The 12,372-nt window shown below is 59.7% G+C and carries 9 protein-coding genes; 6 read left to right on the forward strand and 3 right to left on the reverse strand.

Going from position 1 to position 12,372, the window contains the following annotated elements; all coding sequences use genetic code 11:
* Nucleotides 1-24: 24 nt before the first annotated feature.
* Both rsmA and ACLI1O_RS04040 read left to right on the forward strand, forming a co-directional pair.
* Complete coding sequence (gene rsmA, locus ACLI1O_RS04035; RefSeq protein ID WP_239269171.1) at nt 25-885, forward strand: 16S rRNA (adenine(1518)-N(6)/adenine(1519)-N(6))-dimethyltransferase RsmA; 861 nt, start codon at nt 25-27, stop codon at nt 883-885.
* Complete coding sequence (locus tag ACLI1O_RS04040; RefSeq protein ID WP_239269170.1) at nt 885-1,865, forward strand: 4-(cytidine 5'-diphospho)-2-C-methyl-D-erythritol kinase; 981 nt, start codon at nt 885-887, stop codon at nt 1,863-1,865. Before rsmA ends, ACLI1O_RS04040 begins: the two co-directional genes overlap by 1 nt.
* Before the next feature lie 51 nt (nt 1,866-1,916).
* Here the strand turns inward: ACLI1O_RS04040 and ACLI1O_RS04045 are convergent, their stop codons facing one another.
* Nucleotides 1,917-3,248 carry a hypothetical protein gene (locus tag ACLI1O_RS04045; protein WP_239269169.1) on the reverse strand — a complete coding sequence of 444 codons (1,332 nt, stop codon included), beginning with the start codon at nt 3,246-3,248 and terminating at the stop codon, nt 1,917-1,919.
* Nucleotides 3,249-3,339: 91 nt separating this feature from the next.
* Between ACLI1O_RS04045 and ACLI1O_RS04050 the strand changes: the two genes are divergently transcribed.
* From ACLI1O_RS04050 to ACLI1O_RS04065, 4 genes are all read left to right on the forward strand, one after another.
* Complete coding sequence (locus ACLI1O_RS04050) at nt 3,340-5,148, forward strand: ABC-F family ATP-binding cassette domain-containing protein (RefSeq protein WP_239269168.1); 1,809 nt, start codon at nt 3,340-3,342, stop codon at nt 5,146-5,148.
* A complete protein-coding gene (locus ACLI1O_RS04055; RefSeq protein ID WP_239269167.1) occupies nt 5,115-6,848 on the forward strand; it encodes an alpha/beta-hydrolase family protein in 1,734 nt (577 codons plus the stop codon). Before ACLI1O_RS04050 ends, ACLI1O_RS04055 begins: the two co-directional genes overlap by 34 nt.
* A 138-nt stretch (nt 6,849-6,986) precedes the next feature.
* Entirely contained in the window at nt 6,987-7,565 is a 579-nt protein-coding gene (locus tag ACLI1O_RS04060; protein WP_239269166.1) for a hypothetical protein, read from the forward strand.
* A gap of 100 nt (nt 7,566-7,665) precedes the next feature.
* Nucleotides 7,666-7,989 carry a putative quinol monooxygenase gene (locus tag ACLI1O_RS04065; protein ID WP_239269165.1) on the forward strand — a complete coding sequence of 108 codons (324 nt, stop codon included), beginning with the start codon at nt 7,666-7,668 and terminating at the stop codon, nt 7,987-7,989.
* Nucleotides 7,990-8,214: 225 nt separating this feature from the next.
* On the opposite strand, the gene ACLI1O_RS04070 is transcribed toward ACLI1O_RS04065, so the two are convergent.
* The gene (locus ACLI1O_RS04070; RefSeq protein WP_284849633.1) at nt 8,215-11,394 is read right to left on the reverse strand and encodes an acyltransferase family protein; all 3,180 of its coding nucleotides are present in this window, start codon (nt 11,392-11,394) and stop codon (nt 8,215-8,217) included.
* A 138-nt stretch (nt 11,395-11,532) separates the two neighbouring features.
* The gene (locus ACLI1O_RS04075; protein ID WP_239269163.1) at nt 11,533-12,330 is read right to left on the reverse strand and encodes an HAD family hydrolase; all 798 of its coding nucleotides are present in this window, start codon (nt 12,328-12,330) and stop codon (nt 11,533-11,535) included.
* Between the last annotated feature and the right edge of the window lie 42 nt (nt 12,331-12,372).

Here is a 12,372-nt window from a genome sequence, read left to right on the forward strand (position 1 = left end):
CATTCTTCTACTAGGTTAGAAAACATGACTGATTCCCCGGGCGCCGCGCTTTTAGGCCCAGTAGAAATCCGAGCTTTAGCGGAGAAACTGGATATCACGCCCACCAAGAAGTTGGGGCAGAATTTTCTCCACGACCCCAATACCATCCGCCGCATCATCGCGGCGGCGGACCTGGAACCCACAGACCGCGTCGTGGAGGTCGGCCCTGGGTTGGGGTCGCTGACCCTCGGGTTGGTGGAGACCGTTGAGGATCTCACCGCGGTGGAGATTGATCCGCGCCTGGCGGCGCAGCTGCCGGAAACGGTGGGCGAGCGAGCGGCGGACTACGCTAAGCGCCTGCGCGTGGTGGAAAAGGACGCGCTGCGCGTGACCAGCGAAGATGTCGCGGCACCTACGGCGCTGGTGGCCAACCTGCCCTATAACGTGGCGGTGCCGGTGCTCCTGCACTTTTTGGAAACCTTTCCCTCCATTCGCCGCGTGCTCGTCATGGTGCAGCTGGAGGTGGCGCAGCGCCTCGCTGCGGAGCCCGGCAGCAAGATCTACGGCGTGCCTTCTGTGAAGGCCGGCTTTTATGGCGCGGTGAGCCAAGCGGGGACCATTGGTAAGAATGTCTTTTGGCCCGCGCCCAATATCGCCTCCGGCTTGGTGCGCATCGATGTCTTCGATACCCCGCCTTGGCCGGTTGACGATGCCGCGCGCGCTGCGGTCTGGCCGCTTGTCGATGCCGCCTTTGCCCAACGCCGCAAGACCCTCCGCGCCGCGCTATCGGGCCACTATGGCTCCGGCGCGGCCGCCGAGGAGGCCTTGCGCGCGGCCGGAATCGATCCGAAGCAGCGCGGGGAAAAGCTCGCTGTTGCAGACTTTGTACGATTGGCAGGACTATAGTGAGCGCACCACACGGAAACGAGCCGATTACCTATACCGCGCATGCGCATGCCAAGGTCAATGTGCACCTTGGCGTGGCGGAACCGCGGGAGGATGGCTTTCACGAGCTGGTCACGGTCTTTCAGTCTTTGAGCCTGCACGATACGGTAACGCTGACTGATTTAGGCAATGCCGAAGTGGATAAGCCCCGCGTGCAGTACCTCAAGGTATCCGGTCCGCACGCGGCGGGCGTGCCCGAGGACGATACGAACCTGGCCTGGGCTGCGGTAGACCGCATCATGCAGCACCTGTATGTCACCCGCGGCGGCATCAAGATTCCAGAGGTGGGCCTTGAGATTCACAAGGCGATTCCCACCGCCGGCGGCATGGCCGGCGGTTCCGCGGATGCCGCGGCGGCGCTGCGCCTTGCGGAGCGCTGCTACGGCCGTTATTACGGGATTGATTCGGTAGGAGATCACATTCTGAATGCCTTGGGCGCCGCCCTCGGCTCCGATGTGCCGTTTACCTTGCTGGGCGGCACAGCGCTTGGTACTGGGCGCGGGGAGCAGTTGACCTCCATGATGACCAGGGGCACCTATCACTGGGCGCTGATCGCTTCTGACCGTGGGCTCTCAACACCAAGTGTGTTCAGCAAACTCGATGAATTGCGTGATGCAGGGCGGGTAACCGCGCCGGCGCTTGATACGACGGAGATTTCCCAGGCGCTTATCTCCGGCGATGCCCACCGCGTGGCGGCGCACCTGCACAACGACCTGCAGCCCGCCGCGCTATCCCTGCGCCCAGATCTCCGCAAGACCTTGGAGGCAGGCATGGATGCGGGTGCGCTCAATGGCATCGTCTCCGGCAGCGGGCCCACCTGCGCCTTCTTATGTGCTTCGAAGGAAGATGCGGAGGAAGTCGCAGCGCAGGTCAGCATAGAAATACCGGGCACCAAGGGCGTTGTAGCCCAGGGCCCGGCTGCGGGTGCGGAAGTGCTCTAGCTTAGGGCGAGTAGGGGCATCGCCAAGCACGAGCACTAGAGTGCTGGATTTTTAGAGCACGGCCATTTCGGTGGGCTCAAAGTCCAGCTCGTAGCGGTCGGTTTCCTTACCGCGCAAGAGGTCGATGACGACGAGCTCCTTCTTCTGCGCATCCGTGATGTAGGCATATCCATTGGCGGCCTTCAGGATCGGGCCCGGCTGCTGCCATTCCTCGTTTTCCTTCCACTTGGAAATCGCGTCGATCTGCTTGGTGATTTCGCCGGAGTCTGGGTCGATGACATTGAGCTTGCCATCGGTGGTCAGCACCAGGGCCTCGCCCATTGGGCCGCGCGCCAGCGAGCGGAACCAGTAGGAACCGTTCAAGTCCACCTTCTTGGCGGAGTAGTCCTCGGTATTGATCAGGGTCACGGAGGTGGGGTGCTCGGACTCGGCGTCCTTGTCGGTCTTATTATCGGCCAGGATGACGTTCGATTCCTCAGAACCCGCGGCGTTTCCGGAGCGCTGGTAGCCATCGGCACCGGCGTAATCGGAGACGTCCACCTTGTGGAACTTGGAGCCGTCAAAGACTACGGGGCCGTCTTCGCAGCCAAAGAAGAGCTTTCCATTTCCAGCGGCTGCTTCGCCGTGGACGCCGGGGCACTTGGTGGTCTCATCCAAGACCTTGCCGTCCTTGTCCAGGTGCTGGATGGTGTGGCGCTCGTCCTCGGTACCCTTGGTGATGACCACGGAGCCATCCTCAAGCGGGACGGCCACGCCGTGGTGCGCCTCGCCCGTCTTGACGGTGTTGACGGGCTTGGCGTCCTTGGAGCCGATGTCCTCGGTCTTATAAATCTTGGCTACGCCATCGCCATCAGAAAATAGGGCGGTAAAACCATCGTGGTGGACTACGTGGCCAGCGTGGGGCGCCTTAATCTTGTCATCGCCCAGCTTCGGATCCGCGGTGTAGTAGTGGTTGTGGTCACCGTGGGCCTTGGTGATGAGGCCGGTGTCGTAGGTGAGGAAGTTATCGCCCTTGGTTACCATGACGTGGCGGTCGTTGCCGGCGTCATTGAGGCGAAGGAAGGCATTCATCTCTTCTTCATCGAGGACGTCTCCAGATTTGGCATCGTAGGTGGTCAGACCATCAGCGTGGGAGAAGACGATGCGCGTGGGAAGCTGGGCTACCTCGGTCTGTCCTTCTTCTGCCTCCATGCCGTCGTGGGAGTGGCCCTCGTGATCGTGGTCATGGTCATGATCGTGGTCATGGTCATGTTCGTGGCTTTCCGCGGTGGTGGATTCGCTGGTGTTTTGGGCGTCGGTGTCTTCTTCCGGCGCCGAGCAGGAAGCGATGGTGAGCGCTGAGGCAGAGAGGATAGTGCAGAGGGTAAGTGTGTGCTTCTTCATACACACGCAGAGTATTGCAAGTGAAATTCGGTAGCAACATGTTTGGGAATGCGGGGGTGGCGGTAGGGAGGTATTAAGATGAGTCCCTGTTATGGCAAACCTGATTAACCTCGAGCAAGTCACCAAGTCTTATGGCTTAAAAAGCCTCCTTGATGGGGTATCCCTCGGCGTGCAAACCGGGGATCGCATCGGCATCGTGGGCGTTAACGGCGGCGGTAAGACCACCCTGCTGGAAGTGCTCACCGGCATCGAGCCGCCGGATTCCGGCCGCGTTTCCCACACCTCGGATCTGCGCATGGCCGTGGTGACGCAGCGCTTTGATCTGCCCGAAGAGCTCACCATCGCTCAGGCGATCATTGAGCCCCTCGAGCTCGAGACCTACGAATGGGCCTCCAATGCCAAGGTGCGCGATGTGCTCGGTGGCCTCGGCATCGTGGACCTAGGGCTGGATACTCCCGTGAGCTCCCTGTCCGGTGGCGAGCGCCGCCGCGTGAACCTCGCGGCCGCGTTGGTGCAGGATTTAGATCTGGTGGTGCTCGATGAGCCCACGAACCACCTTGACGTGGAAGGCGTCCAGTGGCTGGCGGATCACCTGCTCAAGCGCAACCTCGCCGTCATCGTGGTCACCCACGATCGCTGGTTCCTCGATACCATCGCCACCTGGACGTGGGAGGTGCACGACGGCACGGTCGATGCATATGAGGGCGGATACAACGACTGGACGTTTGCCCGCGCCGAGCGCGCCCGCCAGGCCGATGCGATGGAACAGCGCCGCAAAAACTTAGCCCGCAAGGAATTGGCGTGGTTGCGCCGCGGGGCACCGGCGCGTACCTCAAAACCGCGCTACCGGATTGAGGCTGCGGAAGCGCTTATTTCTGATGTCCCCGAGCCGCGCAACAAAGTCGAGCTCATGTCCTTTTCCAAGCAGCGTCAGGGCCGGGTGGTCATCGAGCTAGAAGATGCCACGGTGAAGTCCCCGGATGGCCGCACCTTGGTCGATCACCTCACCTGGCGCCTGGCCCCAGGCGAGCGCATCGGCCTCGTGGGTGTTAATGGCTCCGGAAAGACCACGCTGCTGCGCACACTGGCTGGCGAATACGAGCTTGCGGCCGGAAAGCGCATCGAGGGCCAAACCGTGCGCTTGGGCTGGCTGCGCCAGGAACTCGATGACTTGGATCCGCAGCGCCGGCTTCTCGATGCCGTCGAGGATGTTGCCACCTACGTGCAGCTAGGCAAAAAGGAGCTCAGCGCCTCTCAGCTGGCCGAGCGCCTCGGCTTTTCCGCCAAGCGCCAGCGCACCCCGGTCGGTGATCTTTCCGGTGGCGAGCGCCGCCGCCTCCAGCTCACCCGCGTGCTCATGGCAGAACCCAATGTTTTACTCCTCGATGAGCCCACCAACGACCTGGACATCGATACGCTCCAGGAACTGGAATCCCTGCTCGATTCGTGGCCGGGTACCCTGGTGGTCATTTCGCACGATCGCTACCTGATCGAGCGCATTGCGGATAATACGTATGCGCTGTTTGGGGATGGCAACCTGACGAACCTTCCCGGTGGCATCGACGAGTATCTGCGCAAGCGCGAAGAAATTGAGGCCGGCAAGAACACAGGGGTTATAAACCTGGGAGAAAAGAAGACGGGCGCGCCGGCGCCGAAGCCGGAAAAGAAGCTTTCTTCCCAGCAAGAGCGCGAAATCACCAAGAAGATGAACGCGCTTGAGCGGAAGATGCAGAAGCTGGAAAAATCCGCCGCGCAGATCAATGAGAAATTGGCCGCGGCGGCAGAAGAAGTCGATACCGAAGCGATGACTCGCCTCGATACGGAATTAAAGGACAATCGCAGCACCTATGAGGATTTGGAGATGGAATGGCTGGAGTTAGGGGAGAAGCTCGAGCAGTAGAAGCTCGCATCGCCGATATTGTCCGCCACCTCGATCCGTGGGGCATTATCGGCGCCGCCATTCTGTCTACGCTGGGCCTTACTCCGTCCATTTTGCCCCGCGATTGGCCCTATCAAGGCCTGATTTCGGGCCTTGCCGCCGGGTTCGGCTACGTGGTGGGCATCGGCGTGAAGCTGGTGTGGTACCGCTTCGTCGTGAGCAAATGGGCGGATAAGTATCCCTGGCTTGCCGCCTCCGCATGGGAGCCAAAGCACTACCGGTTGCTCGCGCGCATCGCCACAGGTGCGTTCATAGCCTGGCTGGTCGGTTTCGTCATTATCGCCGTGCGCTGGCAGCACGAGCTCGCGAGCGTATATTCCGTGCCCGCGCCGTCCATGTCTAGCTACCTGCTGGTGGTGCCCCTGGCGCTGGCGGTATTTACCGTCTTCCTGCTCATCCTGCGCTCCATTATCTTTCTGGTGCGCTGGTTAGCGCGGCGCTTCCCGCAGCGGTTCCGCTCCACGTACCGCCGCCTCGGGGCAGTACTTATCATTGCGGTTATCGCTATCTACACCGTTGAAAACATCATTCCCGGTGCCATCGTGGGCTTGGGCGATAGGGTATTTACCGCCCAGAACGCCGACCCCGATCCGGACACTCAGCGCCCCACCCTGAGTGAGCGCTCCGGATCGCCTACTTCCGATGTCGACTGGAACGGCGTCGGCCTGCAAGGCTCCCGGTTTCTCAGCTCCGGCGCGCATAAGGCCGAGCTAGAACAGGTGACCGGGAAACCTGCCAAAGAACCCATCCGTGCCTACGCCGGCCTGGGTAACCGCGACTCTAATGAAGGGCGGGCGCAGCTGCTTATCGATGAACTCGAGCGCACCCACGCCCAAGACCGCAAGGCCCTCCTGTTGACCATGCCTACCGGCACCGGCTGGGTATCGTCCTATTCCGCGCAAGCCTTCGAACTACTCTATGGAGGGGATACCGCCATTGCCGCAGCACAGTATTCCGCCATGCCGTCTGTATTCCACTTCCTTGGCGGCGGCGGCCAAGTAGAGCGCGCCGGGGAAGAGTTCATCAACCCCATCGTGGACTGGTGGAATTCACTGCCAGAAGATGACCGACCCAAGCTCTACCTCTACGGCGAGTCCTTAGGCACAACCGGCATCGAGGCAGCCTTTTCCGGCGTGCGCGATATTGCCAATTCCGTCGATGGCATCTTATTGACTGGCCCGCCGCACTTTAACCAGTTGCGCTCGCAGTTTGTGGAGCGCCGCGATCCCGGGTCCACGGAAATCTCGCCGGTCTACGCCGGTGGCCTCGTGGTTCGCTTTGCCAACGAGGTGGACCAAGTCCGCCGCTGGGGACGCGTTCCGGAAGAGGAGTGGGGCAGGACCCGCATGCTGTATATTCAGCATCCTTCCGATCCAGTGAGCTGGTGGTCGCCCGAATTGGCCTTCAAAGAGCCGGATTGGATGAAAGAAGATACCCCCTATTCCCGTGAACGCGTGATGCAGTGGATGCCTATTATTACCTACCTGCAAGTTGCCGCGGATCTACCCGGAGCCAAGGATGTTCCCGATGGTGTGGGCCATAATTACGGGAACTCTGTCCTCGATGGCTTTGCGGCCATCGCCGGGCCCGATGTTGCCCGCTCCATTGATTCGGAGGAGCTGCAGCGGCAATTCGATGAACTCGATGTAGGTATTTATTAGGCCTCCTGGAGGCTTCTTCACTACCGCGAGGTAGCCGAGAACTCACCGAGCGCCGTTTCTATAACAAAGCCATATCGAAGTGCGGTGGAACCGGCGATATGCTTTCGCCCTCTGAAAAGTTATGACAGGCTGAAAATTATGAAGCCGATTCGAAGCGCCACCGCAGCAGTCCTGACCACCGTACTCGCCCTGTCTGGCACCACGGCAGTGGCTTCTGCGGAGCTTAACGCGGTCCCGCAGGTTCAGCAGGTGTCTACCCTTGCTGAAAAGTACAACGTTACTTTGCCCAGCTTTCTAAAGGCCGCACCCGAAGCTGAACCAGAAGTAGCAGCGGAAGAAGCGCCTACGGCTGAAGCCGCACCGGAGCCTGAGGCCTTCGAAGCCCCGCAGGTTGCCGCTGACTTGCAGGTAGCCACCGCTGATCACCTAGCCCAGGCTGGCCACCACCCGGATGAGACCGCAAGCGCTATCGCGCAGGAATGGGCAAACCAGGGTGCAAATGGTGAGCTAAAGTACTACGGCGATGTGGCAAGCGGCGTGACCCACACTGAAGAAGGGCAGGGCAACGTCTACCGTCTGTCCGAAGAGCAAGCCCAAGAGCGCCTCAACTGGTTCAACCGAGGCCTCGAAGTAACCCCCGGACCCGAGTACGGTTATGGCGTCGCTACCGCCTTTGATGGCGAGTTCATCTACATCGCGGAGTACTTCCTCAACTAGTTCTTAGCTTCCGCGGAACCTGCCCCCGATTCTTCCGAGGTCCGCGCGCATGGCAGAGCAGCCATGACGTAGTGGACACATCATTGGTAGAATCGGGGGCATGATTTTGATTAACGTACAGTTCCGCGTAAAGCCTGAATACGCCGATACCTTCCTTGATGAGATCAACTGGTACACCGAGGCTTGCAACGCCGAGTCTGGCTGCATCGACTTCAAGTGGTACCGCGATCCGGAAGATTCTCAGCGCTTCCTGCTGCTCGAGTCCTACGCTGATGGTAAGGACGTAGAGCACGTTCAGGGCGAGCACTTCAAGCGCGCCTGCGACGAATTCCCCAAGTACCTCGTAGAGACCCCAGACATCATCAACGTCCACATCGATGGACGCACCGGTTGGGACAAGATGGGCGAGTTCGCCGTCGATTAATCTCGCTGCCTAATACTAAAGACCGCACTCATGTGAACTATGGGTGCGGTCTTCATTTATGCGTTCACCTACGAGTCAGAACTTTTAACCCCGCTCTTCACGGTCACGGGCGGGGAACCCGCCCGGTGAGATCGAACCACCCCGCGAGCGCGAAGGGCGGGCGAGGAAGGGGCCAGGGTAGGAAGCCGGCGCACATGCGCTAACTGCCTACCGCCGCGCTCTCTGTTAAGCCTGGCATTGTGAGGACACGCTTTTGTCGTATTTGGAATATTGCTTCAGAGCGTCGTAGAAGGCGTCGGAATAGCCGGTGGCGCCTTCGGGAAGCGGGTGGACGCCATCGGAGTAGAGCATGTCCGGATTATTTTCGGCGTAGCCACACCAGTCAGCGATATAGGCATTGTCGTATTCCTTGGCGGCGTCGATGACGTCCTGCTGGGACTGCGCCATCCACTCGCGGTCACCGTAGGGAACCACCATTACCACGGTATGGTCTTTGCCGATGATGTCCATGGCCTGGCTGATTTGATTTGGCTGGGCGGCGCCGTTGGTACCGAATCCCAAGAATACGGTATCGCGCAACGTACCGGCATCCTTCATTTGCTGAAGGATTTGGATACCCACCGTGTAGTGGCGGGATTCCTGGGCATCGATATAAATGCCAGGGAACCGTTGGCTGAGGGCATCACTAGCCGCCAGCATCACCGAATCACCGATCGCGGTAATGTCCGTTCCCTTCGGGATGGGGCGGGTCTTGGCGTCATCCTTTTCCTTCGCCCCGTCTTTATCGTCTTCAGTCGATGCTGTCGACGGAGCGGATACCTCCGGTGGAGGTGGGTTATTGCTTTCGTTTTGCTGCTGGAGCTGGTTGAGTTGCTGCTCCAACTCGGTCTTGTCGCTGGAATTGACCACGCCGTAGACAACACCAACCAGAGAGGCGACAACCAAGAATGGGACCACTGGCCACATGGCCTTGCCAAAGCCATCCTTGAGTTCGCTGAAGCTCGGGCGCGAGGCCCAGTAGCTCTTCCACGTCTTCTTGTATCCGCCGCGGCGGAAAGGGTTCTCGATGAATTGATAAGAGATCTCTGAGAGGATCAGGGAGATGGGGATGGCGATCAAGCCTAGAATCCAGGAGTCCTCAGAGTTCTGATTGCCGTGGAATAGCGCCTCCAAGATCATGATGACCGGCCAGTGCCAGAGGTACAGCGAGAAGGAACGCTGACCGAACCATCGCATGACCTTGGTCCTAAACAGCGGCGTCATCGGGCCATACTCGTGGATGACGCCCCACACCATGAGGGCACCAAGGATGCTGGTAAGGAAAAGGCCGCCGCGGTAGGTAAATTCGGCGTCGTCAGGCATGAGGAATAGCTGCGCAACGTAGCCGATAAGCGCCAAGAAGCCAATGATGCCGGCGGCGCGGGTTTCTACCTTGCCGGTGGTGGCCCAGGAATCCGCGTTGGGATCGGACTTCGTAGAGGTCATTAACAAGGAGAGGACTGCACCGGTCAACAGGCCGAATGCGTGGGTATCCGTGCCGTAGTACACGCGGGTGGGGTCTTCGCCTGGGGTGAAGATAAACCACATGGCCGCGAAAGAGGCAAGCCCCAGCACGCTGGAGACCACGACTGGAAGGCGGCGCGGCTGGCGCGATGAGATGCGGAAAATACCCAGCATGAGCAGCGGCCAAATGAGGTAGAACTGCTCTTCTACGGCGAGTGACCAGTAGTGGGCGAATACCTGGATCTCGTTATCAGCAAAATAGGATTGCGAGGTGGCAATCTGCGTCCAGTTATTGACAAAGAACAGGGTGCCGAAGAATTGCTGACGCAGGCCGACGGCCAAATCTCCGCCAACCCACGCAACGATTGCCGTACAGAAAACGAGCACGGTGACGGCAGCCGGCAGGATGCGCCTAAAGCGTCGGACCCAAAAGTCCTTCAGGCTAATCGTCCCGGATGTGCGGTATTCGCGCACGAGGAGCGATGTAATAAGGAAGCCAGAGAGGACAAAGAACATGTCCACGCCCAAGTAGCCGCCGGGTAGGGCGTCACCGAAAAAGTGGTATAAGACCACAGCGACAACGGCTAGGCCGCGCAGGCCATCAAGGCCCTTGACTTGGCGTAGCCGCGCGTGCCGCTTCTTGCGCACGTTTTTATCCTCTGGCGGTATTGCGAGTACTTCAGAGTCGTTTTGTTGATTCTGCAAGGCATATTTCGATTTATTGGCGCCCTGCTTGCCCTGCGAAGATGACTTCTCTGCAAAGTGATCGGCTGCAGGCTGTTGTTCTCGCGCGTTCTCTTCGGCAGGAATGCGCTGGGGCTGAGAAGCCCCCATAGCGGCGGCCTTTTGCCCAGCAGGAATCCCTGATTTTTGTTCTTGCGCAGAGGCAGACTTTTGCGCAGGCTTGCGCTGCTCTGCTTTCTGACGCCCGGCTCCGGATGCCTGCTGCTCCGGTTGGCGCTGTTCCTGCTGACGCTGCTCCTGCTCACGCTGAACAGGTTGTTGCTGCCCAGATGTTCGTTGCTCTGGCTTACGCTGCTCCGGCTTGCGCGGCTGGGCTTTGCTTTGCTCAGGCTTGTGTTGTTCGGGCTTGCGCTGCTCTGGCCTTTGGGCAGGCCACGACTGCTGGGCAGGAAATTCCGCGGTTCCCTGCGCGGAGTTCTTAGTATTGTCGGAAGGCTTCGCGGAGCCGGTGCCGGTGGGCCGATCGGTTTCGGTGGACCGAGTAGCGCCAGAAGTCCGGGTGGAGTCGGAGGATTTCGCAGAGCCGGTGGACCGGTTGGCGTCGGAAGGCCGAGGAGTGCCAGCGGAGTTATTGGAGCGGGAAGAATTCTTGGAACCGGCGGGAGTGGACGTTCGAGAGGCGCCAGAGGTCCCGGACGCGCGGGAAGTACCGGCGGGGCTGGCGGGAAATTCCTTCGTTTCGGCGGCTGATTGCTGCGGTTTCTGTGGATTCTTGGGCGTGGCCGGCTTTACCTGCTGGTGTGGCTTTGCTCCGGTCTTCTTCTGGGCAGAATTATTCTGCTTGTCTTGGGCAGAGCCTTTGGCCGCAGCGGATTTGGGGGTCTGTGCGCCCTGGTTTCGGGAAGGCTTTTTGTCTTGAGGCGTGGGGTTACCCACCTGGCGGGATTGGCGAGCGAACCCACGGGTAGGATCCGTGGGCTGTGTCTGCGAGGATTTAGTGCCGTCCTGTGCGTTCGAGGTGGGCGGCTGGTGTTCCGTGCGCCCCTCGTGATTATTGCGGGCATGTGGATCCGGCCCCGTAGGGATACCGGATTCAGGCGTGGAAGCCCCAGTGGAGGAATCACCTGTAGGCCCATCTGATTGCCGCGTCGTGGGCGGCGTGGCCTCATTACGCTCGGAATCTTTCTTCCCCAGCAGCGAGCGCAGAAAACGATTCACATGAACTCCCATTGCACTACGAAAATGTACTAATCGGCCAATTTTAGACCGCGAGCAGCGCCATTACTCAAAGTAGAGAGCACGGCGTGGCGCGGGAAATTGGCAATATCTTACGGATAGATGCTGAAAGAAAAGAGTCTAATCCTGTTTGCTGGCAAAAAGCTGATTAAGCACTGTCAGCACCCCATACTCGGTATTGGGTGGGGCGATGGTATCTGCGATGGCCTTGAGTTTAGGGTGCGCATTGTCCATGGCAATGGCGGTTCCAGCGGCCTGGAGTAGTTCGAAATCGTTGAGGAAGTCTCCAAACGCTGCGGTGCGAGATTGGGGGATACCTAGCAGCGACGCCATGGTTTCTAGCGCCACGCCCTTATTGACCCCGGCCGCCATCACATCGAGCCACACCGCCCCAGATACCGCAATATTATGTTCGGGCACAGCCTCGCGCAGCGGATCGTGGAGGTGTTTCTCGCTACCATCGGCGCAGAAGGCCGCGATTTTGATGATCTCCTCATCGAGCAGATCGTGCAGGTCATCCACCCAGCTGATGGATTTATAGTATTTGGAGATCTCGGCGGAGGCTTGGCCGTCGATGCCCCTTTCCACAAACGCCGTAGCCGGCGTGCACAGCACCACGGTGTGGGGTTGGGTTACCGCGTCGAGCGCTGCCACCGCAGCGCGGACGGCCGATGACGGCAGGGGAGTTGTGCTCAGCAGCTCGTTATTGTGCACGACCACGGAGCCATTTTCTGCAATAAAGGTCTCTTCATGGGGAAACATCTGTTGCAGGGTGGCGATCTGGCGCCCAGATGCCGGAACGAGGGTGACGCCAAGCTCGGTTGCGCGCTGGCTGGTCGCCGTGAATCCTGGCGGCAAGTCGCCGTTTCCATCGAGCAGGGTGCCGTCCATGTCTAGGGCGATAAGCTGTGGAAGCAAAATTAAGACCTATCTGTGAAGTCGCAAACGGTAGCTAGGTAT

The organism is Corynebacterium sp. LaCa78, assembly GCF_046717505.1.
Classification (GTDB): domain Bacteria; phylum Actinomycetota; class Actinomycetes; order Mycobacteriales; family Mycobacteriaceae; genus Corynebacterium.

Excerpts from the sequence above, each read along its gene's own strand:
- rsmA (WP_239269171.1), top strand. The coding sequence starts at position 25 with ATGACTGATTCCCCGGGCGCCGCGCTTTTAGGCCCAGTAGAAATCCGA.
- ACLI1O_RS04045 (WP_239269169.1), bottom strand. The coding sequence starts at position 3,248 with ATGAAGAAGCACACACTTACCCTCTGCACTATCCTCTCTGCCTCAGCG.
- ACLI1O_RS04050 (WP_239269168.1), top strand. The coding sequence starts at position 3,340 with ATGGCAAACCTGATTAACCTCGAGCAAGTCACCAAGTCTTATGGCTTA.
- ACLI1O_RS04055 (WP_239269167.1), top strand. The coding sequence starts at position 5,115 with ATGGCTGGAGTTAGGGGAGAAGCTCGAGCAGTAGAAGCTCGCATCGCC.
- ACLI1O_RS04060 (WP_239269166.1), top strand. The coding sequence starts at position 6,987 with ATGAAGCCGATTCGAAGCGCCACCGCAGCAGTCCTGACCACCGTACTC.
- ACLI1O_RS04065 (WP_239269165.1), top strand. The coding sequence starts at position 7,666 with ATGATTTTGATTAACGTACAGTTCCGCGTAAAGCCTGAATACGCCGAT.